Origin of the sequence: Nonomuraea sp. NPDC052129, assembly GCF_040680095.1 — a bacterium.
In the GTDB taxonomy this organism is placed as follows: domain Bacteria; phylum Actinomycetota; class Actinomycetes; order Streptosporangiales; family Streptosporangiaceae; genus Nonomuraea.
The window spans coordinates 85,811-108,882 of sequence record NZ_JBFAVX010000021.1; the positions used below are offsets into that span (position 1 = coordinate 85,811).

At 69.8% G+C, this 23,072-nt stretch carries 17 protein-coding genes; 7 read left to right on the plus strand and 10 right to left on the minus strand.

Annotated elements, in window-relative coordinates:
- Positions 1-145: 145 nt before the first annotated feature.
- Positions 146-1,174 carry a TIGR03118 family protein gene (locus tag AB0L53_RS36355; protein WP_364003963.1) on the minus strand — a complete coding sequence of 343 codons (1,029 nt, stop codon included), beginning with the start codon at positions 1,172-1,174 and terminating at the stop codon, positions 146-148.
- Between the two features lie 220 nt (positions 1,175-1,394).
- On the opposite strand from AB0L53_RS36355, the gene ppgK reads away from it, so the two are divergent.
- Together ppgK and hrpA are read left to right on the plus strand one after the other, a co-directional pair.
- The gene (gene ppgK / locus AB0L53_RS36360; RefSeq protein ID WP_364003966.1) at positions 1,395-2,108 is read left to right on the plus strand and encodes a polyphosphate--glucose phosphotransferase; all 714 of its coding nucleotides are present in this window, start codon (positions 1,395-1,397) and stop codon (positions 2,106-2,108) included.
- Positions 2,109-2,506: 398 nt separating this feature from the next.
- Complete coding sequence (hrpA, locus tag AB0L53_RS36365) at positions 2,507-6,376, plus strand: ATP-dependent RNA helicase HrpA (protein WP_364003969.1); 3,870 nt, start codon at positions 2,507-2,509, stop codon at positions 6,374-6,376.
- Positions 6,377-6,379: 3 nt separating this feature from the next.
- On the opposite strand, the gene AB0L53_RS36370 is transcribed toward hrpA, so the two are convergent.
- Positions 6,380-6,928: a Uma2 family endonuclease gene (locus AB0L53_RS36370; protein WP_357940596.1), complete on the minus strand. Its 549-nt coding sequence runs from the start codon at positions 6,926-6,928 to the stop codon at positions 6,380-6,382.
- Positions 6,929-7,012: 84 nt separating this feature from the next.
- On the minus strand, positions 7,013-7,636 hold the full coding sequence (locus AB0L53_RS36375; RefSeq protein WP_364003973.1) for a Uma2 family endonuclease: 624 nt from the start codon (positions 7,634-7,636) through the stop codon (positions 7,013-7,015).
- Between the two features lie 256 nt (positions 7,637-7,892).
- Between AB0L53_RS36375 and AB0L53_RS36380 the strand changes: the two genes are divergently transcribed.
- Positions 7,893-8,546, plus strand: coding sequence for an HAD family hydrolase (locus AB0L53_RS36380; RefSeq protein WP_364003976.1), 654 nt, complete (start codon positions 7,893-7,895; stop codon positions 8,544-8,546).
- 70 nt (positions 8,547-8,616) lie between these two features.
- Here AB0L53_RS36380 and AB0L53_RS36385 read toward each other — a convergent pair whose 3' ends face one another.
- From AB0L53_RS36385 to AB0L53_RS36395, 3 genes are all read right to left on the minus strand, one after another.
- Positions 8,617-8,940: a DUF5709 domain-containing protein gene (locus tag AB0L53_RS36385; RefSeq protein WP_358545239.1), complete on the minus strand. Its 324-nt coding sequence runs from the start codon at positions 8,938-8,940 to the stop codon at positions 8,617-8,619.
- Positions 8,941-8,992: 52 nt separating this feature from the next.
- The gene (locus tag AB0L53_RS36390) at positions 8,993-10,588 is read right to left on the minus strand and encodes a gamma-glutamyltransferase (RefSeq protein WP_364003979.1); all 1,596 of its coding nucleotides are present in this window, start codon (positions 10,586-10,588) and stop codon (positions 8,993-8,995) included.
- Positions 10,589-10,654: 66 nt separating this feature from the next.
- Complete coding sequence (locus AB0L53_RS36395) at positions 10,655-12,388, minus strand: ABC transporter ATP-binding protein (RefSeq protein WP_364003982.1); 1,734 nt, start codon at positions 12,386-12,388, stop codon at positions 10,655-10,657.
- 70 nt (positions 12,389-12,458) lie between these two features.
- Here AB0L53_RS36395 and AB0L53_RS36400 point away from each other — a divergent pair, with 70 nt between their 5' ends.
- Entirely contained in the window at positions 12,459-12,878 is a 420-nt protein-coding gene (locus AB0L53_RS36400) for a MarR family transcriptional regulator (protein WP_364003985.1), read from the plus strand.
- Positions 12,879-12,885: 7 nt separating this feature from the next.
- On the opposite strand, the gene AB0L53_RS36405 is transcribed toward AB0L53_RS36400, so the two are convergent.
- Together AB0L53_RS36405 and AB0L53_RS36410 are read right to left on the minus strand one after the other, a co-directional pair.
- Positions 12,886-13,977 (minus strand): amidohydrolase family protein, encoded by a 1,092-nt coding sequence (locus AB0L53_RS36405; RefSeq protein ID WP_364003988.1) that lies wholly within the window; start codon positions 13,975-13,977, stop codon positions 12,886-12,888.
- Between the two features lie 114 nt (positions 13,978-14,091).
- The gene (locus AB0L53_RS36410) at positions 14,092-15,273 is read right to left on the minus strand and encodes a helix-turn-helix domain-containing protein (protein ID WP_364003991.1); all 1,182 of its coding nucleotides are present in this window, start codon (positions 15,271-15,273) and stop codon (positions 14,092-14,094) included.
- 76 nt (positions 15,274-15,349) lie between these two features.
- On the opposite strand from AB0L53_RS36410, the gene AB0L53_RS36415 reads away from it, so the two are divergent.
- On the plus strand, positions 15,350-17,458 hold the full coding sequence (locus tag AB0L53_RS36415) for a M6 family metalloprotease domain-containing protein (protein WP_364003994.1): 2,109 nt from the start codon (positions 15,350-15,352) through the stop codon (positions 17,456-17,458).
- A gap of 67 nt (positions 17,459-17,525) precedes the next feature.
- Entirely contained in the window at positions 17,526-20,054 is a 2,529-nt protein-coding gene (locus tag AB0L53_RS36420; RefSeq protein WP_364003997.1) for a tetratricopeptide repeat protein, read from the plus strand.
- Here the strand turns inward: AB0L53_RS36420 and AB0L53_RS36425 are convergent, their stop codons facing one another.
- Positions 20,055-20,927, minus strand: coding sequence for a hypothetical protein (locus AB0L53_RS36425; RefSeq protein WP_364004000.1), 873 nt, complete (start codon positions 20,925-20,927; stop codon positions 20,055-20,057).
- Between the two features lie 65 nt (positions 20,928-20,992).
- Between AB0L53_RS36425 and AB0L53_RS36430 the strand changes: the two genes are divergently transcribed.
- Positions 20,993-21,784 (plus strand): tyrosine-protein phosphatase, encoded by a 792-nt coding sequence (locus AB0L53_RS36430; protein ID WP_364004003.1) that lies wholly within the window; start codon positions 20,993-20,995, stop codon positions 21,782-21,784.
- 137 nt (positions 21,785-21,921) lie between these two features.
- Here AB0L53_RS36430 and AB0L53_RS36435 read toward each other — a convergent pair whose 3' ends face one another.
- On the minus strand, positions 21,922-22,983 hold the full coding sequence (locus AB0L53_RS36435; protein WP_364004005.1) for a Gfo/Idh/MocA family oxidoreductase: 1,062 nt from the start codon (positions 22,981-22,983) through the stop codon (positions 21,922-21,924).
- Between the last annotated feature and the right edge of the window lie 89 nt (positions 22,984-23,072).

Here is a 23,072-nt window from a genome sequence, read left to right on the forward strand (position 1 = left end):
ACGATCACAAATGCATATGGACTTGCACGGGATGCGTGTTATCCCATCCAAGCCTCATGAAAGACGTACATAACTCGTACAAAAACAAGAGCTTGTTTCCGGCACGGCTCGCGCCTGCCGTGCCGGAAACGTTCAGCGGGTCCGGTCAGTAACTCCCGTACGGAGACTGACTGGACGTCGTCGACGGCTTGTGCGACGAGTGGTTAGTCGGCGTGGGGCTCGACGAAGGCGTGCTCACCTGCGATCCCGTGCCGGCGGGCCGGAGCACGCCCACCAGGCCGTGCTGGGCCTTGTCGATGCCCGCGGAGAACCACAGGGCGTTCTCGCCGCCGGTGGCGGCGGTGCCCGGCTCGAGGTCCCACAGGCCCGGCAGCGAGACCGTCCTGCCGTTGCCATCGCGCAGCGCGCCCAGGTGGCGGTTGCCGCGGTAGGCGTGGATCGTCCCGTCGCCGAAGTTGCCGACCAGGACCGATCCGGCGAACGCGCCGAACTGCTTCGGCGCGGCGGTCACGGCCCAGGGGGCGTTGAGCCCGGTACGCGCGATGCGCCCGACCAGGCGCCCGTTCACGTTATAGCGGCTGACGAAGCCCTTGCCGGAGCCCGCGATGGACTTCCCGGTCTGCGAGTCACGCAGGGCATAGGCGACCCATACGCTGCCGCCGCTGAACGTCACGTTGTACGGGTGGTAATTGGAGGGGACCGACGGGTCCCTGAACGCCCTGCGGGACAGGTTGATCTTCTCGAACTCCGAGTTCCACGCGGCGAGGCGCCCGTTGGCGAAGTCGGCGGCCAGCAGGAAGTCGCCGTCGTCGGTGTTCACCATCGCGAGGCCCTTGTAGTCGGCGCCCCGGGTGAAGGCCGCGATGATCGCGTTCTTCGGGTCCACCTCGGCGTTCCAGCCGGTGATCGCGCCACTCGGGCTGGCGAAGATGAACGTGGCGGGCTTGCCCTTGACGGTGAAGCCCTCGCCCGAGTTGAACACCTGGCCGGTCGGAGCGCCACCGGGAATGGCCACCTCGGTCGCCTCCTTCCTGCCCGCTCCGGAGTAGACGGTCGCGGTGCCGGTGCCCGTGTCGGAGACCCACAGGGTCTTGCCCATGGCCAGTCCCCACGGGTTGACCAGTTTAGGATCGTGGACTGCTGCCTTCCCCTGGATGTCGGAAATGAGATTCACGACGTCAAACTTGGTATTCGTCGCTGCCTGTGCGGGGGCGGTGAGGGTCGTGCTCAAGACGACCGCACCAGCGCAGAGTGTGATGATGCGGAGCCGCATCCGTGCCTCCTTGTTAGCGCTTGTGGCCGGAGATACGTGGGGGACGCAAGTGCGGTTCAGTAACGGTCAGAAATATTGGCCTTGGACGTCAATCGGGCGTTTTCCTGGGGAGTTGAGGTACATGGAAGTTTTGGGCATTGACATCGGTGGATCCGGGATCAAGGGCGCCCCCGTGGACACCGCGTCGGGGCGGCTGACGGAGGAGCGCCTGCGCATCCCCACGCCGCAGCCGGCCAAGCCGCGCGAGGTGGCCGAGGTCGTGGTGGAGATCGTCAAGCACTTCGACTGGACGGGCCCGGTCGGCGTCACGTTCCCCGGCGTGGTCGTGGACGGCGTGATCATGACGGCCGCGAACGTCGACCACTCCTGGATCGGCGTCGACGCGAGGAAGCTCTTCGACGGCGCGACCGTCCTCAACGACGCCGACGCGGCCGGCGTCGCGGAGATGAGGTTCGGCGAGGGCCGCGACCGGATGGGGACCGTCATCATGCTGACGTTCGGGACGGGCATCGGCAGCGCGGTGTTCGTCGACGGCGTCCTGGTACCCAACACCGAGCTGGGGCACCTGGAGCTCCACGGCAAGGACGCCGAGCGCCGCGCCTCCGATCGCGCCCGTGAGGAGCACGACCTCGGGTGGGAGAAGTGGGCCGGGCGGGTGGAGGAGTACCTGCGGCACGTGGAGATGCTCTTCTCGCCGTCGCTGTTCGTCATCGGCGGCGGGGTGAGCAAGAAGGCGGACAAGTTCCTTCCGTACGTGCACGTGGACACCGCCGTCGTTCCCGCGCGCCTGCGCAACGAAGCGGGCATCATAGGAGCGGCTCTCGCCGTCAAATAGCTATTTTTTACGGCACGGCACGGTGAGCCCCACCCGCCGCCCGTGGCCGGCGTCTGTCCAGGGGGACGCTCCTCCGGTGGAGCGGGCCGGGCGCCGGTACGAGACGGTGAGACCGTCTTCTTCGCAACGCTCCGACCTGGGTGATCAAGAAAGGTTGGTCCGGAGCGCAACCTGATGGGCTTCTCGGGAGTCTCATTAGTGACCGTGGTCGTCCAAGGCGACAACTCTGGGGAGAGTGGGCCCGTCTTGGGCGATCACGGTCGACCGGATGTTCGGGGGAGCGTGGGCCCGACCTGGGGATCACGGTCGAGCGGATATTCGGATGCGGACACCGCCGCCGTCGGGCAGCATGGTGGGTTGGCTCCGGGGACGCGGAGCTCAAATATCCTGATAGCAGTATGGGAACCTCTGCGTTGTCCTCTCCACTCACCGAGCTCCAGTCCCGCCTGCCCGAGTTGATGCCGCGCGACCAGCGGCGATTGCGGCGCAGGCTCGACGGCGTGCGCCGGGTACGCTCTCGCGAGGCCCGGGACAAGATCACCGCGGAGATCCTCGCCGACGTGGAACGTGCCGAGCGACGCCTCGCCCGGCGCCGCGAAGCCGTACCAGAAGTCAGCTATCCGGAAAATCTCCCCGTATCCCAGCGCAAGGACGACATCCTCGCGGCCATCCGCGACCACCAGGTCGTGATCATCGCCGGGGAGACCGGATCCGGCAAGACCACCCAGATCCCGAAGATCTGCCTGGAGCTGGGCCGCGGTGTCAGGGGCCTGGTCGGCCACACCCAGCCGCGCCGCATCGCCGCCCGTACGGTGGCCGAGCGCATCGCCGAAGAGCTGGGCACCGAGCTGGGCCAGGCGGTCGGCTACAAGGTGCGCTTCACCGACCAGGCGAGCGACCGCACCCTGGTCAAGCTGATGACCGACGGCATCCTGCTGGCCGAGCTGCAGAACGACCGGCTGCTGGAGCAGTACGACACGCTGATCATCGACGAGGCGCACGAGCGAAGCCTCAACATCGACTTCATCCTCGGCTACCTCAAGCAGCTCCTGCCCAAGCGCCCCGACCTCAAGCTGATCATCACCAGCGCCACGATCGACCCGGAGCGCTTCTCCCGCCACTTCGACGACGCCCCGATCGTCGAGGTCTCGGGCCGCACCTACCCCGTCGAGGTGCGCTACCGGCCGCTCGACGAGGACGACGACCAGACGCAGGGCATCGTCGACGCCTGCCGAGAGCTGGTCACCGAGGGCCCCGGCGACATCCTGGTGTTCCTGTCGGGCGAGCGGGAGATCCGCGACGCGGCCGACGCGCTGGACAAGGCCGACTTCCGCAACACCGAGGTGCTGCCGCTGTACGCCCGGCTCAGCGCCGCCGAGCAGCACCGCGTGTTCCAGCGCCACACGGGCCGCCGCATCGTGCTGGCCACCAACGTGGCCGAGACGTCGCTGACCGTCCCGGGCATCAAATACGTCGTCGATCCGGGTTACGCGCGCATCTCCCGCTACAGCCACCGCACCAAGGTGCAGCGCCTGCCGATCGAGGCCATCTCGCAGGCGAGCGCCAACCAGCGCAAGGGCCGCTCGGGCCGTACCTCCGACGGCGTCTGCATCCGGCTCTACGAGGAGGAGGACTTCCTCAAGCGGCCGGAGTTCACCGACCCGGAGATCCTGCGCACCAACCTCGCCTCGGTCATCCTGCAGATGACCTCGATCGGGCTGGGCGACATCGAGGCGTTCCCGTTCGTCGAGCCGCCGGACCGCCGCCAGGTACGCGACGGCGTTAGCCTGCTGCACGAGCTGGGCGCCTTCGACGGTCAGGGCGGCATCACGGGCATCGGGCGCAAGCTGGCCGGGCTGCCCGTCGACCCGCGCCTGGGCCGGATGGTCCTGGAGGCCGAGAAGAACGGCTGCCTGCGCGAGGTCATGGTCATCGCCGCCGCACTGTCGATCCAGGACCCGCGTGAGCGGCCCGTCGACAAGCAGCAGCAGGCCGACGAGAAGCACCGCCGCTTCGCCGACCCGGAGTCCGACTTCCTGTCCTACCTCAACCTGTGGAACCACCTGCGGGACAAACAGCGCGAGCTGTCCTCCAGCGCCTTCCGCCGCCTGTGCAAGTCGGAGTTCCTCAACTATCTGCGCGTACGCGAGTGGCAGGACATCTACAGCCAGATCCGCCAGTCCCTCGGCGCCCAGCCGGGGAGCCGGCAGGCCGACCCGCAGCAGGTGCACGCCGCGCTGCTCGTGGGCCTCCTGTCGCACATCGGCGTCAAGGACGTCATGGAGAAGCGGGCCGCCGACGGGCGCCGCCCGATCCAGGAGTACATCGGCGCCCGCAACGCCCGCTTCGCCATCTTCCCCGGCTCCGCGCTGGCCAAGAAGCAGCCGCAGTGGGTGATGTCGGCCGAGCTCGTCGAGACCTCCCGGCTGTGGGCCAGGGTCAACGCCAAGATCGAGCCCGACTGGGTCGAGCCGCTCGCCCAGCACCTGGTCAAACGTACCTACTCCGAGCCGCACTGGGAGAAGAACCAGGGCGCGGTGATCGCGCTGGAGAAGGTCACCCTCTACGGGGTGCCGCTGGTGGCCGGGCGGAAGGTCAACTACGGCCGCATCGACCCTGACCTGTCACGCGAGCTGTTCATCAGGCACGCGCTCGTCGAAGGCGACTGGGACAGCCACCACCGCTTCCTCCAGGACAACCGGAAGCTGCTCGAAGAGGTCGAGGAGCTGGAGAACCGGGCCCGCCGGCGCGACATCATGGTCGACGACGAGGCCCTGTTCGACTTCTACGACCAGCGCGTCCCCGCCGACGTCGTGTCCGCGCGCCACTTCGACTCCTGGTGGAAGAAGGTCAGGACCACCGAGCCCGACCTGCTGACCTACTCGCCCGAGATGCTGGTCAACGAGGGCGCCGACGTCAGCGCCCACGACTACCCCGACGCCTGGCGGCAGCTCGGCCAGCGGATGAAGCTGACCTACCAGTTCGAGCCAGGCGCCGACGCCGACGGCGTCACCGTGCACGTGCCGCTGCAGGTGCTCAACCAGGTCAGCTCCGACGGGTTCGACTGGCAGATCCCCGGCCTGCGCGACGAGCTGATCACCGCCCTGATCCGGTCGCTGCCCAAGCACCTGCGCCGCAACTTCGTACCCGCTCCCAACTACGCCAAGCAGGTGCTCGAAGGCGTACGCCAGGGCGGCGAACCCCTGCTGGAGGCCGTGGAGCGGGAGCTGCTGCGGCTGACCGGCGTACGCGTGCCGCACGACGCCTGGCAGCTCGACCAGGTCCCCGACCACCTGCGCATCACCTACCGGGTGATCGACGAGCGCAAGCGCACGATCGCCGAGGACAAAGACCTCGACGCCCTCAAGCGGCGCTTGGCGCCGCGCCTGCGCAAGACGCTCTCGGCCGCCGCCGACGACCTGGAGCAGTCGGGCCTGCACACCTGGAGCTTCGGCACCCTGCCCAAGGTCTTCGAGCAGGGCCGCATGAAGGGCTACCCGGCGCTGGTGGACGACGGCGACTCCGTGTCGATCAAGATCTTCGAGACGGCGGCCGAACAGCGCCGCTCCCATTGGCCCGGCACCCGCCGCCTGCTCCTGCTCAACGTCACAAATCCGGCCAAGTCGCTACTGGGCGGCCTGTCCAACCAGGCCAAACTGGCCCTCTCACGCAGCCCGCACGGGGGCGCGGTGGCGCTCTTCGACGACGTGGTCAACGCGGCGATCGACAAGCTCATGCTCGACCTGGGCGGCCCCGCCTGGGACCCGGTCTCGTTCGACCGGCTTTATCAGCACGTACGCGCGCACGTGTACGAGACTTCGGCCGAGGTGCTGGGGCGCACGGAGCAGATCTTGACCGTGTGGCACGCGATCGGCACCCGCCTCGACGCCCTGCGGCAGAGCGCCTCCACCTCGGACGTCCGCGACCAACTGGGCAAACTCGTCTTCGCGGGCTTCATCACCGCGACGGGCTATCGCCGCCTACCCGACATACTCCGCTATATCCGAGCCATCGAACGCCGCCTGACCAAGCTCCCCGAGGAGCCGTGGCGTGACGAGGAGTGGATGGACCGGGTGCACAAGGTGGAGGACGCCTACGAGGACCTGCTGGCCAGGCTCCACCCGGCACGGCGCGCGGATCCGGACGTGCTGGAGATCCGCTGGATGATCGAGGAGCTCAGGGTCAGTTTCTTCGCCCAGACGCTGGGCACGCCCACGCCGGTGTCGGAGAAGCGCATCGCCAAGGCGATGGAGAAGCTCGCGCCTTGAGGCTCACGCCTTGAAGATGGAGGTGTCGAGCTCGAAGTCGATCGGGGCGGGCAGCCGGAGCGGGGTCCCGACGGGCACGGTGGCCGTGGTCCGGTAGACACCGTCGTCGATGCCGCTGTAGACGGTGACGGACGGTGGTTTGGCGATGGTGTCGATCAGCAGGTAGATCGGCACGCCGCCGGTCGCGTAGAGAGGGGGCTTGTCTTCGCGGTCTCTTCGGGCACTGCTGGTGGAGACGACCTCGGCGACCATGATCAGGCCTGAGGACAGCAGCTCGCGTTCGCCCCAGCGGGGGCAATCGGCTGGGGCCAGGACGAAATCAGGCTCGACCGGGTCTCGTGAACCCTCGATGCATACATCGACGTTGCCGGTCCATGCTTTCCAACGATGCTCGTCCAGGACAGGTATGAGCGCGCGGAAGAGCGCCATTGCGCAGGAGCCGTGCTCGGGATTCCCAACGGGGGTCAAGATCAGATTCCCTTCGATGACCTCGGCCCGGAAGCCGGAGAGGGGCGGCAGAGCATCGAACATCTCCCGTGCGGTTGCGGGCATGCGCTGATCACTGGTCCACTGACACTTCGCGTGTGGCTTGCGAGAGGTGGTCACCATTGAGTTGGTCCCTTCGTGTGGAGCGGCTCACGCTTTGAAGATGGAGGTGTCGAGCTCGAAGTCGATCGGCTTGGGCAGGTAGAGGGGGGTGCCCATGGCGACTTTGGTCGTCGTGCTGTAGGCGCCGTCCTTGATGGCGCTGAACACTGTGGCGGTCGGCTGCTCGGCGATCGAATCGATCAACAGGTAGACCGGCACCCCGCCCTGCGCGTAGATCTCCCGCTTCTCGTGGTGATCGCGATGGACGCTGCTCCGTGAGACCACTTCGGCCACCAGGAAGAGATGGGAGGACAGCAGCTCGTATTCGCCCCAGCGGCGGCAATCCGGTGGCGACAGTACATAGTCAGGTGTCGCTGAGTCATGTGAGCCCTCGATGCAGATGCTCACGGTGCTTACGGCGGCCCGCCAGCCGCGCTCCTTCCTGAGGGGCAGAAGGGCCTCACACAGGTCCATGGCAATCCAGCCCTGCTCAGGGCTGCCCATAGGGCTCACGATCAAGTTCCCTTCGATGACCTCTTGCCGGAGACCGGGCAGAGGGGGGAGTGCATCGAACAACTCCCGAGCGGTCCTGGGCAGACGGCTCGCGCTGGGGGTGGCGGCGTCGCACGCGCTCGCCTGCTCCAGCGCGGCGCTCTCGGGGCGAATCGTCAAGGCGACCATGTGAATCTGTCCCTTCGTATTCGAACGGGCACGCTAAGTATTCCACGTGCCCGAGTCGAACACACTCCAAAACCCAGGAAGCTCAAGCCGCCCGTCCCGAGATGTCCCTCATTGGCAGGCTGTCATTCGGCACGCGGTGCTCCTAGGGCACGCCGGTCCTTGGCGTCGCCCGTTAGCGGATGACATGTCCCCTTGCTGGAGATTGATGAGGAATCCGTACAGTTGGGGGGACTATCCAGGAGGTTTGATGATCAAGGCAGTGGTGTTCGACGTCGGTGAGACGCTCATCGACGAGACCCGCATCTGGTCCCGCTGGGCCGACCGGCTCGGTGTGAGCAGTTTTGTGCTGATGGGCGCGCTCGGCGGAATGGCCGCGCTCGACCGCTCCCACAGCGAGGCGTTCCAGCTCGTACGGCCCGGCCTCGATATCGAGGCCGAGATGGCGGCCTGGGAGCGGGACGAACCCCACAGCCTGCGCAACCACTTCGACGCCGACGACCTCTACCCCGACGTACGCGAGGCCTTCAAGGCCCTGCGTGAGGCGGGATACCAGGTGATCGTCGCGGGCAACCAGCCGTCCAGGGCCTATGACGCGCTGGTCGCCATGGACCTACCCGTGGACTCGGTGCACACCTCTGAGGGCTGGGGGGTGTCCAAGCCCGCTCCCGAGTTCTTCGCCAAGGTGGCGGCCATCGCCGGGCGGGAGCCCGCCGAGATCCTCTATGTGGGGGACCGGCTGGACAACGACGTGCTCCCCGCTTCTCGGGCGGGCATGCGCACGGCGCTGCTGCGCCGGGGCCCTTGGGGGTATCTGCACGCCGAGCGGCCGCAGGCGCGGGCCGCCGACATGATCGTCGACGATCTGCCCGCCCTGCTGCCCGCGCTGAAGCGGCTCGCCTGAGTTCCTCATCTCGCACTGGGGCGGCTCGCCTGAGTCCGTCACGACGGTCTGCCGTCCGCGCTGGAGCGGCTCACCTCAGTTCGTCATCGGGGTCGACGCGGACCGCGCGTTCCTCGGCGGAGAGGTCGCCGTCGTCCTGCCCCCAATCCTCGCCCCACTCCTCGCTCTCCGTGTCGGGTGCCAGCCCCTCGTCGGGCTGGGTGAGCCGGTGCGAGGGGCGGGGGGCGCGTTCCCGGTCGGGCGCCTCGCGCCGCAGTCGCTCGTCGAGCGTGTCCTCGTGCGCGGGGTCGTCCTCTTCTATGTCGTGGCTGAGACCGAGGTCGTCAGTCCATTCGTCGACCTCGATCCGCTGCTCGTCGCTCAAGCCGTACCTGTCCGGAGGTTGTTCGGTCATACGCGCTCTCCTACCCAGCGCCACGCCCCGAACCCTGCCCCTGGTAATACCGTTACCGGCCGAGCGCGGCGCCGATGAGTGAGCGTGGATCGGCCGCCCCGGCCAGCATCCCGTCCGGGCGTACGTCGATGACGTGCGCGTGCCCGAACGCGCTCCCGTACGGCCGGGCGGACACCTCATGTCCGAGCGCCGACAGGCCGTCCGCCCAGGTGGCGCCCTCCTCCAGGTCGATGACCGGGTCGGTCGGGGCGGCCCAGGTGTCGAAGCCGGTGTCGCCGGGGCTCAGCCGCCATCTGGGCGCGGAGACGGCCTGACCGGGCGTCTCCCCGTACCTGAGCAGCCGGGTGATGACCTGGAGCAGGATCTGCGGCTGCGCGTCGCCGCCCATCGTCCCGACGACCGAGCGGAGCGAGCCGTCCGGGCGGGTGATCAGCGCGGGCGCGAGGGTGTGGGGCGGGCGGCGGCCGGGAGCGTACTCGGCGGGATGGCCGGGCGTGAGCGAGAAGCCGATGCCCCGGTTGTGGAGGTTGATCCCGGTACGCGGCTCGAACAGCAGGCTGCCGAACCCGGCCGCGTTCGACTGGATCAAGGACACGCCCATGCCGTCGCCGTCCACCGCGCACAGATAGGTCGTGTCGCCGTCAGCGCTCGGGGCCCGCACGCTCAGCGGCGCCGCCGGGTCGATCAGTGAGCGCCGGCGGGCGATCTCGCCGGGGGTGAGCAGGTCCTTCGCGCTCTCATGGAGTACGTCGAGACGGTCGTGCCCGGCGATGCGCGCGGCCTCGGCCAGCAGATGGGCCCAGGCGGCATGGCCCGGTGAGACCGGCAGGCTCAGCCCTTCGACGATGCCGAGAGACATCAGGAGGAGGTAACCCTGGGAGTTCGGCGGCATCGACCAGACGTCGTGGCCGAAGGCGCGCACCTTCAGCGGCTCGACCCAGTCGGCGAGCGGGCCGGCCAGATCGGACTCCGCGTACTCGCCGCCGCCGACTTCGAGCAGGCCCGCGCCGAACTCGCCGCCGTAGAAGCCCTCGCGTCCCGACGCGGCGATGGCCTTGAGCGTACGGGCGACGCCGGGTCGCGACACGCGGTCGCCCGCCCTGCGTACGGTCGCGAAGTCGCCACTGCCGGGGCTCTGGGACGCCACGCGCGCGCCCGCGAGCATGAGCGGGGAGGCGGGGAAGCCGTCGCGGGCCAGGCGGATCGCCGGTTCGAGCAGGTCGGCGAGCGGGAGACGGCCGTGCCTGGCGTGCAGCGCGAGCCAGCCGTCCACGCAGCCGGGCACCGGCACGGAGCGGATGTCGTGCTGGTGCGGCATGCGCCGGTGTCCCTCGGCGCGCAGCCGGTCCGGGTCGGCGCCCGAGCCGGCCCTCCCGGACGCGTTGAGCGCGCTCACCGCGCCTGCCTGCCCAGGGCCGACCGCGCCCTCATGTCCGGGGTTGGCCGATCCCGAGCCATCGTGGATCAGGGCGAACAGGTCCCCGCCGAGCCCGCACATGTGCGGCGCCGTGACGGCCAGGACGGCGTTGGCGGCGATGGCCGCGTCGGCGGCCGACCCGCCGCGCTCCAGCGCCGCCACTCCGGCGGAGGAGGCGAGGTGGTCGACGCTGGACACCATGCCGTTGGGGGCGTATCTGGTGGTGTGCACCTGTCCGACATTACGGTGTGCGGTCCGGCGTTCTCCAGGGACGGACGCCGGCGGCTCACGGGCCGGTCAGACCGGTTCGAGTGGGCGGTCCCGGTCCACCAGGGCCGCGTAGTGGCCCTCCAGCGACATCAGCGTGTCGTGCGTGCCGCGCTCGACGACCCGGCCGCCGTCCAGGACCACGATCTGGTCCGCGTCGCGGACCGTGGAGAGGCGATGCGCGATCATGATCGTGGTACGGCCTTCGGCGAGGGTGTCCAGCGCCTCCTGTACGGCCCGCTCCGTCTGTGTGTCGAGGGCGCTGGTCGCCTCGTCGAGCACGAGCACCGGCGGGTTGCGCAGCAGGGTGCGGGCGATGGCCAGCCGCTGCTTCTCGCCCCCGGAGAACCGGTAGCCGCGCTCGCCCACCAGCGTCTCGTAGCCGTCGGGCAGCGAGGCGATGTGGTCGTGGATGCGCGCCGCCCTGGCCGCCTCCGCCAGCTCCTCGTCCGTGGCCGACGGCCGGGCGAAGCGCAGGTTCTCGGCGATCGTGGCGTGGAACAGGTACGTCTCCTGGGAGACCACGCCGACCGTCTCGGCCAGCGTCTCGAAGGTGAGGTCGCGGACGTCCACCCCGTCGATGGTCACCCGGCCGCCGGTCACGTCGTAGAGCCGGGGCAGCAGGTAGCTGAGCGTCGTCTTGCCGGAGCCGGTCTCGCCGACGACGGCCAGGCTGGTGCCCGGCGGCACGGTGATGTCCACGTCTCTGAGCGTGGGCTCCTCGTCGTAGGAGAAGTCGACCCGCTCGTAGTGGACCTCGCCGCGGACGTCGCTCAGCGTACGCGTGCCCGGGTGGATGTCGATCGACAGGTCCAGATACTCGAAGATGCGGCCGAACAGCGCGAGCGAGCTCTGCACCTCGACCCCGAGCCGCAGCAGCGACACCGCCGGCCTGAACAGGCTGACCTGCAACGTCGTGAACGCCACCAGCGTGCCGACGGAGATCACGCCGGTGTAGCCGACCGCCCAGTAGACCAGCGCGGGCATCGCGGCCATGACGATCTGGATCGACGACTGCCGCCAGCGCCCCGCCATGCTGGACCGCACGCCCAGCTCGGCCAGCTCGTCGGAGGCGTCGGCGAAGCGCTCGGTGAGCGCGGGCGAGCGGCCCATCGTACGGCCGAGCAGGATGCCGCTGATCGACAGTGACTCCTGCACCATCGACGAGATCACGGCCAGCTTCCGCTGCCGCTCGGTGGTGATGCGGCGGCGCTCTTCGCCGACCTTGCGGCTGATCCCCACGAACACCGGCAGCAGCAGGAGCGAGATCACGGTCAGCCGCCAGTCGAGCGCCAGCATGGCCACGACCGTGGCGATCACGGTGGTCAGGTTCGAGATGAGCGAGGTGGCGGTGGAGGTGACCACCGACTGCATGCCGCCGATGTCGTTGGCGATGCGCGACTGGACCTCGCCGGTCTTGGTGCGGGTGAAGAAGGCCAGCGACATGCGCTGCAGGTGGCCGTAGACGGCGGTGCGCAGGTCGTGCATGACCCGCTGGCCGACCGTGGTGGACACCAGCGTCTGCAGCACGTCGAACACACTGGTGATGATCGCGACCAGGATCATGCCCAGGGCCAGCAGCGCGAGCAGCATGGCGTCGCGGGAGGGGATCGCCACGTCCAGCACCTCGCGCAGCAGGAACGGCGAGGCCAGCGAGACCAGTGACGACAGCAGGATGAGGGCGCCGACCACGGCCAGCCGCCCCCGGTAGGCGCGGAAGAGTTTGATGATGCGCCGCAAGGGCGCGCGTGGTTCCTCGGCCAAGCAGGCCTCCTAATCAGATGCTCCCTCAAACAGAGGCTAACTCATACTTATTCCGGCTAAGCTATCCGGCATGGAGGACGTGGAGCTGTCGGAGCTCCTGCACCGGGTCAGCCGCCGCCTGCGGCACGGTTACGCTCATCGTCTCGCGCCCCTCGGCGTGAACCCCGGGCAGGCGCGGGCGCTGCGCGCGCTCGCCGACGCCGACCGGCCGCTCAGGATGGTGCAGCTCGCCGATGAGCTCAGGATCGTGCCGCGCTCGGTCACGCCCGTCATCGACACCCTGGAGCAGGCGGGCCTGGTGCGCAGGGAGGTCGATCCGGCCAACAGGCGCTCCACGCTGGTCGTGATCACGCCGACGGGCCGCGCGATGCACGAGCGGTCGCGGGAGGCGCGCAGGCAGGCGGGTCAGGACCTGTTCGCGGTCCTGTCCGAGGACCAGCGCGACCAGCTCAAGGAGCTGCTCGGGGTGATCGACGGCCAGCCACGCTAGGCACCGCTCAGCTCTCGACGACCGCGCCGCCTTCGACCGTGCCACCGACGACTGTGCCACCGACGACCGTGCCGCCGACGACCGTGCCGCCGACGACCGTGGCGAGGCAGGGAGCCCCGCTCAGCAGGGCGGCGTACGGGTAACGGCCGCGGGCGTCGAACACCGCGAAGTCGGCCCGGCTGCCCGGCCCCAGCGCGCCGATCCGGCCCGCCCCGCTCGACATGCCGAGCGCCCGCGCCCCGCCCAGCGTGGCGGCCTCGACCAGCCTGCGGTCGAGTCCCGGTGATCGCTGCCCGCGCTCCTTGGCGTACTGCCTGATGGACCTGGCCAGCGTGAGCAGATCGGCCACCGGGCCGGCCGAGGCGGGGGCGCGGGTGCCGAAGGCGACGCGGTTGCCCTCGTCCAGGAGCGCCGGCAGGTCGTCGGGCGGCGACGGGCAGAGGGCGACCACGCTCTTGCGCAGCCGCAGCAGCTTGCGCTCGCCAGGATCGAGCGGCCGGTCGCAGGCCACATGGCAGTGCGGCCCCAGGATGCCCGCCTCGTCGAGCGCCGCGGGCGAATGGCGGTCCAGGTCGGCCAGCAGCCGCAGGCCGAAGGTCCTGGCCAGCACCGCCACGTCCTCCAGCACCTGTGGGTCGGGCGTGTACGCGGCGATGCCCACCGTACGCGGCCGATCGACCTCGCGGATCGCGGTGATGACCGCGTCGCGCCCGGTCTCCTCCCAGACCTGCTCGGACTCGTACGACACCTCGACGTAGGAGACGCCGGGCAGCCGGGCCGGCTCGGCCGGGTCGGCGGCGACGCCGGCTCTCGCGGTCACCCCGGGTGGTGGCACGGCCGCCGTGGCGCAGGCGTCCACCAGCCCCGCCACGATCATCCCCGGCCAGCGTTGCTCCCGGGTGACGGGGAAGTAGGCGAGCAGCTCCTCCCGGAGCCCCACCTGGAGGACGCGTTCGCCCCGGACCGCGATCGCGGCGCCGCGCAGCGGGTCGGCGCCGATCGGCAGCACCAGCGGGGCGGAGTGGAGGACGATGGGCGCGGGCGTGCGCCTGCCGAGTTTCGGCGCTCGGCCAGATGCGGCACGCTTCGCGGACGGCAAGAGGACCTCCCGTCGGATGACCTGCTGGATTTGCCCGCTGGGCTTAGATTTTCTGGTCTTTACCTGCTGGGCGTTCCTTCTGGGCATTAAACGTGAGCTGGGCCAGGCATGCAATCATGTGCTGGGCCGCGCTTCCCTGGGCCGGTAGCTGCCGGAGAGCCGGGCGAGCTTGAGGCTGAGATGCAGGGCCAGCCGCTCGCCGCCGTCCTTCAGGTCGGTGCGGGCCAGCTCCTCCAGCCGCTGCAGCCGGTAGTACAGGGAGGTGCGGTGCAGGCGCAGCGCCCGCGACGTGGCCACCGCGCTGCCCGCCAGATCCAGGTACGTCTCCAGCGTCTCCAGCAGCGGCAGATACTGCTCGTCGGCGAGCAGGTCCGCCAGCCCCGGATGCAGCTCGTGGTGTGGAAGATGGGTGAGCATCCGGTAGACGCCGAGCCGGGCCCACTCCACCGACCGGCCGAGATCGGGCACCCGGGCGGCCACCTCGGCCGCGTGCCGCGCCTCCGTGTACGACTCGGCGGCCTCGGCGAGCGCCGGCCTGGCCCGCCCGATCCCGACCACCACCGGGATCGACATCGCCGCGTGCAGCTCGTCGGCCGCCATCGCGCCGCCCGCGGTCAGCAGCACGGCGTGGTCGTAGCGGACCAGGTGCAGCGGGTGGTGCCCGCTCAGCCGTCGCCGCAGCGCGAGCAGGCCCTGCTCCAGCGCGAGCCGCAGCGCCTCGTCCGGTTCGTCCGACAGCGGTCTGGCCACCAGTACGGTCACCGGCTGAGCCTGCGGGAAGGCGCCGGCCTCGATCAGCTGCCGGGCCGAGTCCCGCTCGCCGAGCAGCAGGCCGGTGACCGCTTCCAGCTCCCGGTGCGAGGCCAGCCCGGTGGCCAGGCTCTCGTGGTAGAGCGTCAGGGCCAGGGCCGGCGCCACCGCGGCGGCCTGGGCGATCCGCGCGCCGGACATGGCCGGGCCGGAGTCGATGAACCAGAGGAAGCCCAGCAGCCCGGCCTCGTGCCGTACCGGAACGCAGACCCGGGGGAGCAGGCCCAGATGCGGCGCGCCCGGGATGCGTAACGGCCCGGTGGCTTCGTGGATCCCGGCGGTGCGTACCCACTGGCGTACCTCGGGCGTGGAGTGCCGGCGCAGGATCGAGTCGCGGCGGACGTCGTCCATGGCGCCGTTCTGCTCGCTGTAGACGACGACGCGTTGCACGCGGTCCTCCAGCAACAGCGGTCTGTCAAGGCGAGCGGCCAGCTCGTCCACGGTCCGCTGGAGATCCGCCACCACGTCACCTGGATATTTCGTCATTTGTCGGAGGACACGCCACAAGTCTTCCCTACAACTGATCGGTGATCTCCGTCAACTTCGTCTATAACGTCGATCCGTGATTGCCCCCAAGAAGCTGCTGAAAGGTCTGCTGGCGGCCCTCGTGCTGATTCCGATGAGCCTTGTGGCGACCCCGGCTTCCGCAGCACCCCCCACAGACGATCCCGAGTACCCCTGGCGGCAGAACCACTGGCCGCAGACCCAGCCCTGGCAACAGGACGCGCCTTCGGACGCCCAGTCGCTGCGTAGCCGCTCGGTGGGCGGCATCGCGCCCATCGACCCGCAGAACTGGGAGAACCCCGACCACATGACGTGGGCGGACTACAAGAAGGTGCCGGGCACCCGCTGGAACGACCCGGCCGTCAAGGGCTCCAAGCGCACCTTCAAGGGCGCGCTGGTGCTCCTGGACTACCCGAACCAGCAGTTCGTGGTCACCCAGCCCAAGAATTCGACGATCTACCGCAACCCGAGCGCCGAGGCCCACGACATCCCGCGTGACCAGGTGGCGAAGTTCTACCAGGACTTCCTCAACACCCCGAACGACCTCAACAAGGGTCACACCATCCACGAGTACTGGATGGAGGACTCCGGTGGGCGTTACGGGGTCGAGCTGACCGGCTTCGGGCCGTACACCATGCCGGGCAAGGACCACGAGTACGCCATGGAGTTCCAGGGCGGCACCGCATGCCCGGCGGGCGACTCGTGCGACAAGAACCTGCGTACCGACGGTCACGCCGCGTTCATCGGCGCGATCGGCGAAGAGGCGGCCAAGCAGTTCGACTTCATCTTCTACGTGAGCGCCGGCCAGGACGAGTCGTCCACCTGGCAGGAGTTCGGGATGATGAAATTTCCCACCAAAGAGGACGTGACCGACGAGTGGGGTCCGCCCGACCCCGCCCTGCCGAACTGGGCCCAGACCCGCTACGTCGACTGGACCTCCTGGCAGGCCGGCTCCAACTTCTGGCCCAATGCCAACATCGGCGTCGACTCCGTCCAGGCCGAGAGCTCCGGCATGGCCGTGTACGCCCACGAGTTCAGCCACATCCTCGGTGTACTGGACAACTACAACAACCCGTACGGCGTCCCCGCCCGCCGCGCCTACACCGGCATCTGGGAGATGCTCAGCCGCGGCAGCTTCAACGGGCCCGGCGGCCCGCACTCCCGCTGGCTGATCCCGCCGACCTCCGGCGCGTCCATGGGCGCCCAGCACATGCTGCGTAACAAGATCAAGCTGGCGATGGTCGACGAGCAGAACGTGCTGCGCCTGTCACGTGAGGCCCTCGACGAGTCGGGCCTGGTCAAGGCCAGGGTCATCGCCCGCGAGGTACAGCCGGGCCAGAACGAGCTGTCGGGCGTCAACATCTCCTTCGACACCGGCGACAAGAGCCCGGCCTGCAGTACGCAGACCAACCCGCTCTGCGACGGCGGCGGCTACGAGAACTACACGGTCGAGGTCGTCGACCGGGTCGGCACCGACTCCTTCACCCCCGACTCCGGCGTCCTCGTGGCCAAGACCAAGAACCAGGACCGCTCGCCGTTCGAGTGGGTGATCGACGCCAACCCGCAGGACATCGGGATGACCGACTACGTCATGCCCGACGGGACCAAGGTGCCGATCACGATCGGCGACTACCGCCAGCTGTCCGACGCCCTCTTCCACGCGGGCACCGGCTCCGGCAGCCAGTACGAGTACGTCGACCAGGCCAACCGCCTGCACTTCTACGTGACCGACCTGAAGCGCGACCGCAAGGGCACGCTGTCGTACACGGTCGCGATCCGCTCGCTCGATGGCGCGGGCCCGCAGAAGCGCGGCGTCAAGCTGCTGCCCGCGGCCGGGATCCCGGCCGGCAAGGGCGTGACGAGCTGTAAGTTCCCGCTGTTCAACACCGGTAAGGCGGCCCCGGCGCAGGGGCAGCACCCCGAGGATGTCAGCGCCTACCTCAACTCCGACGTCTACCGGCTCAAGGCCGAGGTGCAGGGCAAGGGCTGGACCGCCCAGCTGCCCAACGCCCTGGCCGCCGTCGACTTCGGCAAGCAGGAGGTGGTCACGGTCAACGCCGTGCGCGCCTCGGGTGGTGACCGGCTCGGCAAGGTCAAGCTCACCGCGACGTCGGAGAGCGACCCGGCCAAGACGGTGACGGCCACCTGTCCGGTGATCGGCCTTTAGCTTAAGGACGGGGTACGGCTGGCGCGGGCCGTACCCCATCCGCTTGAATCACCCCCGGAGGTGGTCCTTGACAGGGCAGCTGCCGGAGAAGCCGCGTTCGCGGCGTAGGAAGGTTCCATGGGCCGCGCCGGTCTCGGCCGGCATCGCGGCCGCGGCGGCCAGCGTCCTGGCCGCTTCCGTCGACTGGGACATCCCGCCCGTCGCGAAGGTGGGCGTGACGATGATCGCGGCGCTCCTCGTCGGGCTCACCACCTGGGCCACGACCGAGGCGCGGCCCAAGCGCGAGATCACGGCCGAGCCGTCCTCGCGTCCGCCGGACCAGTGGCCGCCCGTGCCCGAGCACTTCACCGGGCGCGTCGAGTCGCTCGCCGAGCTGCGGACGGTCTTCGGCGAGCGGCGCAAGTCCAAGGCCGGCGGTGTCTCACCGCCGCTGGTCGTCTCCGTGTACGGCCGGGGCGGCGTCGGCAAGTCGGCGCTGACGGCCAGGTTCGGGCAGGAAGTCGCCGGCGCGTTCCCCGACGGGCGCCTCTACGCCGACCTGCGGGGCGGCGTCGACGCCCCGGTGCGCCCGGAGGAGGTGCTGATCGGGTTCCTGCGCGCGCTGGGCGTCCGGCTGACCACCGATCCCGGCGGCCTCGACGAGCTGCGCAAGCTCTGGCTGACCTGGACCAAGGACCGCAGGATCCTCATCGGCCTCGACAACGCGCACGGCGCCGACCAGGTCAAGCCCCTGATCCCGGCCGAACCGGGGTGCGCCGTGCTGGTCACCTCGCGCCAGCCGCTGTTCCTCAACGGCACCTATGACACCCAGCTGGGCGTGTTCAGCGAGGCCCACGGCGTGGAACTGCTGGCCAGGCTGGCCGGCGGCGACCGGGTGGTCGACGACCTCACCTCGGCCAAGGAGATCGTCCGGATCTGCGACTACCTGCCGCTGGCGATCAACATCTGCGGCGGCCGGCTGGCCACCCGCGAGCACTGGACGCTGCGCCAGATGGCCGACCGGCTGGCCGACGAGCGCCGCCGCCTCGACCAGCTCGAACTCGCGCAGACCGTCGACAAGAGCGTGCGCGCCTCTGTGCAGCTCAGCTACGACGACTGCACCGGCATGCAGCGCCGCCTGCTGCGCCTGCTGTCCGCGCTCACCTCGCCCGACGTGCCCGGCTGGGTGGCGGGCGAGCTGCTCGACATCTCCGGGCTCGACGGCGCCGACCAGCTGGAGGCGCTGATCGACGCGCAGCTCGCCGAGAGCTCGGGCGTCGACCAGACCGGCGCCATGCGCTACCGCCTGCACGACCTGGTCCGGCTGTTCGCCACCGAGCTGGCCGAGGAGGACGACCAGGGCCGCCGCCGGGCCGCGATCGAGCGGGTGCTGTACGGCTACCGCCGCCGCGCGGAGGAGGCGGCCCAGGAACGCTGGCCGCAGGACTGGAGCCGCGGCGGGCGCAGCTCCGGCATCGAGGGGCAGACGCACGCGGGCGACTGGCTCAACGCCGAGCGGCTCTCGCTGCTCGCCATGATCAACCTGGCCAGGCAGTTGGAGCTGTGGGAGCTGACCTCGGGCCTGGCCAGGGCGTTCTGCTCGCTGTGCCACTCGCTGCGCGCCTACTGGACCGACTGGCACGCCGTGGCCGAGGCGGGCTGCGAGGCCGCGCGGCGCACCGGCGACCGGCGCGCCCTGGGCATCGCGCTGCTCGACCGCGCGGCCGTGCAGGGTGGTCTCGGCGGGCACGAGCAGGGCAGGGCGGGCGCCGAGCAGGCGCTGGAGATCTTCACCGACCTGGGCGAGTCGTGGTGGGCGGCCCGGGCGATGCGGGCGATCGGCATGGGCCTGTTCAACGACGGCCACCTCGACCGCGCGCAGTCCTACCTGATCGGTGCCATCACCTCCTTCAAGGGCGAAGAGGACTTCTGGTGGATGGCCCGCACCCAGCGCAACCTGGCCGAGATGCGGCTGGCCGAGCGGCGGCCCGAGGAGGCCAGGGAGCTGCTCGAAGACGCCCTTGAGGTGTTCAAGCACGCGGGCAACCGCTACTCCGAGGCCCAGACGTTGCGTGCCTATGGCGAGGTGCTCGCCGCGCAGGCCCGCGGCCGGCACCGCGAAGGCGAGCACCGGGCGGCTCTGGAGGGCTTCACCAAGGCCGGCTTCAGCCTCGACCGCGCCGCCGAGATGTTCCGGCAGCGGGGCGAGCTGTGGGAGGAGGCCCGTTGCCTGCGCGCCGCCGGCGAGGTCGGCGACCCGTCCAACGGGCTGCGCGAGCTCGACTTCGTCCGGCGGGCGGAGGAGATCCTGGTGGCCCTCGGCGACTCCTGGGGAGTGGCGCGCACGGCGCTGTCGACCGGGCGGGCGCTGGCCAGGCTGGGCCGGATCGAGGAGTCGGAGCGTGAGCTGCGCCGGGCCGTACACGCCTTCGAGGAGCTCGACGACCGGTGGTGGATGGCGCTCAGCCTGCGCTATCTCGGCGAGGCGCACCTCGACTCGGGTGGGCCGCGCGCGGCCGTCGAGCCCCTGACACAGGCCAGGGACATCTACCGCAGCCTCGGCAACGAGGCCGGCATGCGCAGGACGCTGGAGCTGCTGAGGAAAGTGGAGTCCTGATCAGGGGAGGGGAGCTCTGATGAGCTCACCGGCGGCCTGCCGGGCCTGGAAGATGCTCTCCTCGAACAGCTTGCGCACGTGCGCGGCCTGGTCGGACAGCTCCTTGATGTGCGTACGGGCCCGCTCGTCGTGGACGGTCTCGGCGATCAGCTGCTGGTAGTCCGGCGTCCGCGCGGCCAGCGCCTCCAGCCGCCGGTGCGCGTGGAAGACCTTGTCCGCCTTGACCACCTGCTTGGCGTACTTCTCCAGGTGGCGCACCCGCCGCGACAGCGACGTCCAGGCCGCGTCCAGCGCGGTGGTGTACGGCTTGAAGGCGTCCTCCATGCCGGTGGGCAGGTCGCGGGGGATGAGCCGGCCGTGCTCGGCGTGCATGGACGACAGCTTGGCCAGCCGCTGGGCGATCTGCCACACCTCCTCCGGCAACGTCACCCGATTGTCGATGGTGTCGATCAGCCCTGCCCTGTTCACCTGGGAGTTCAGGATCGCGTCCACGGCGTCCTGGGCGCGGCGAAGCAGCATCTGGCAGGGATGGTCGAGATCTTCGGGTAGGACGTAGTGGGCGGCGTACTCGGAGGCGAGCCGGAGACGTTTCTTGGCCGCCCGGTTCGTCGAGTCCACGGCCATCCACCGCAGCAGCGCGATCAGGCTCATCCCGAGCGCGGCCACGATCGCGCCGCTCGTGTCGGTCACGGCCCAGATCATCATCAGGAGCGCCGGAAGGACGAGCAGCAGGACGGGATTGAAGGAGGAGCTCATCTGCCGGCCGGTTCTGGCCATGCGGAGGATGTGCGGGCTGGATCGCAGCTGGATGGAGATGTCCGGAGACAGGGATGGGTCGATCACCAGCCTCGGGGGCAGAGCACGCGGATCCATACCGTTCATGCTGCGTTATGAACCTCGAATCCGCTCATTTTTAAGCGACATATAGGGTCTAATCAATGAACGAGATGACGCGATGGATCGATTTGGAAGGCGCCGTCAACGTGCGCGACCTGGGTGGACTCACCACCCATGACGGCGGCGTCACCCGCTACGGACGGATTTTTCGGGCGGACAATCTCCAAGGGCTCACCGACAAGGACGTGTCCCGGCTGGTCGGCGAGCTCAAACTGCGCCACGTCGTGGACCTCCGCTCCAACGCCGAGGTCGCGCTGGAGGGCCCCGGGCCGCTGACCCTGATGCCCGAGGTGACGCATCACCATCTGACCCTGTTCGCCGAGGGAGGCAGGCACACCGACGTCGAGGCCGACACCATCGACGGCGACCGGGTGCTGCCCTGGCAGGAGCGTGAGCTGGACGAGGACCTGCGGATGACCGGTTTCTACTACGGCTACCTGCGGGATCGGCCCGACGCGGTGGTGGCCGCGCTGCGGGCGATGGCGCTGAACGACGGCGCGGCCGTGGTGCACTGCGCGGCCGGCAAGGACCGCACCGGGGTGCTGTCGGCGTTGGCCCTGGAGGTGACGGGCGTCACCCGGGAGGGGATCATCGCCGACTACGTGGCCACCGGGGAGCGGCTGGAGCAGGTGCTGCGGCGGCTGCGGGGCAGCGCCACGTACCGCGACGACCTCGACTCACGGCCCGCGGACGACCACATGCCGCGGGCGCGGTACATGGAACAGTTCCTGTCGGTGCTGGACGAACGGTTCGGCGGGCCGGCGGCGTGGCTGGAGTCACACGGATGGACGGAGACCGACACGGAGACGATGCGGGCCCGCCTACGCGAGTAGGCCCTCCGGCCGTTCTTCCTTGGTACGCCTGCCGCGATGAGCCGTCTGCTCCTGCTCCCCCGGAGGGGGGATCTCTCCTAAGGACCTCAGCCGCCACGGACCGTCACCGGGGACCGAGACGGTCGTGTGACGACGCATCAGGCTCTTTCAGCCGCACCCTGCCGCAGCCGCACGACAACGCGCTCGGCCGCCGACCGGCGGGCCGCCTCGATGACGGTCAGCGCGTCGATCACGCTGTCGGGGCTCACCGGCGGCGGCGTGCCCGCGCGCAGGCAGGACTCGACGCCGCGGTAGAAGTCGAGGTACGCCCCAGCCTCGGTAGGGACCGCAGTTTTGTCGTCTTCCGTCCCGACAAGCCCCCACATCTCCTGGCTCTCCTCGCCGAACCCCGGCGAGCCGGGCGAGATCCCGGCGCGCAGCTGTTCCTCCTGCACGTCCATCCCGTACTTGACGTACGCCCCCCGCGACCCGAGCACCCGGAACCGCGGCCCGCCCTGAGCGGCCAGCGCACCCGCCCACAGGTGTGACCGGGCGCCACTGACGTGGGACAGCGCGATGAACGTATCGTCGTCGGCCGCCACCCCCTCGCGCCGGATGTCACTCTCCGCGTAGACGTCGCGCACCGGGCCGAGCAGCTGCAGCGCCTGGTCCACCAGGTGGCTGCCCAGGTCGTAGAGCAGGCCGCCGACCTCCTCGGGGCCGCCGGCCTCGCGCCAGCCGCCCTTGGGCACCGGCCGCCAGCGCTCGAACCGGGACTCCAGGCGCAGCACCTCACCGAAGCGGCCCTCTGCGGTGAGCCGGCTCAGGGTGCGGAAGTCGCCGTCCCAGCGCCGGTTCTGGAAGACGGTCAGCATCAGGGCGCGCTCGGCCGCCAGTCGTACGAGCTCGCGGGCCTCCTCGGCGGTACGGGCGAGAGGTTTGTCGACCACGACCGGCTTGCCGCGGGTGAGGGCTTCGGTGGCCACCGACACGTGGGTCTTGTTCGGTGAGGCGACGACCACGAGGTCGCAGCGGTCCCACAGCCCGGCCAATTCGGGCACGGGGATCGCGCCGTAGCGGGCGGCCACCTCGTCGGCTCGCGCCGGGTTTCCGGTGACGACGGCGGACAGCCGCAGGCCGGGCGTGGCGTGGATCAGGGGCGCGTGGAAGAACGCGCCCGCCGTGCCGTACCCGACCAGGCCGACCTCGATCTCGCTCATCGGCCCAGCGTAACGCGAGCCCCCACCGCCATCACCCGGCGCGGTGGGGGTCTCTCGCCGTGATCGGTCCGGCGTGCGGGTGGGGCCGC

Coding starts and splice junctions, on each gene's coding strand:
- AB0L53_RS36385 (WP_358545239.1), bottom strand. CDS start 8,940: ATGACCGAACAACCTCCGGACAGGTACGGCTTGAGCGACGAGCAGCGG.
- AB0L53_RS36410 (WP_364003991.1), bottom strand. CDS start 15,273: ATGACGAAATATCCAGGTGACGTGGTGGCGGATCTCCAGCGGACCGTG.
- AB0L53_RS36380 (WP_364003976.1), top strand. CDS start 7,893: ATGATCAAGGCAGTGGTGTTCGACGTCGGTGAGACGCTCATCGACGAG.
- hrpA (WP_364003969.1), top strand. CDS start 2,507: ATGGGAACCTCTGCGTTGTCCTCTCCACTCACCGAGCTCCAGTCCCGC.
- ppgK (WP_364003966.1), top strand. CDS start 1,395: ATGGAAGTTTTGGGCATTGACATCGGTGGATCCGGGATCAAGGGCGCC.
- AB0L53_RS36370 (WP_357940596.1), bottom strand. CDS start 6,928: ATGCCCGCAACCGCACGGGAGATGTTCGATGCTCTGCCGCCCCTCTCC.
- AB0L53_RS36400 (WP_364003985.1), top strand. CDS start 12,459: ATGGAGGACGTGGAGCTGTCGGAGCTCCTGCACCGGGTCAGCCGCCGC.
- AB0L53_RS36430 (WP_364004003.1), top strand. CDS start 20,993: ATGAACGAGATGACGCGATGGATCGATTTGGAAGGCGCCGTCAACGTG.
- AB0L53_RS36435 (WP_364004005.1), bottom strand. CDS start 22,983: ATGAGCGAGATCGAGGTCGGCCTGGTCGGGTACGGCACGGCGGGCGCG.
- AB0L53_RS36425 (WP_364004000.1), bottom strand. CDS start 20,927: ATGGATCCGCGTGCTCTGCCCCCGAGGCTGGTGATCGACCCATCCCTG.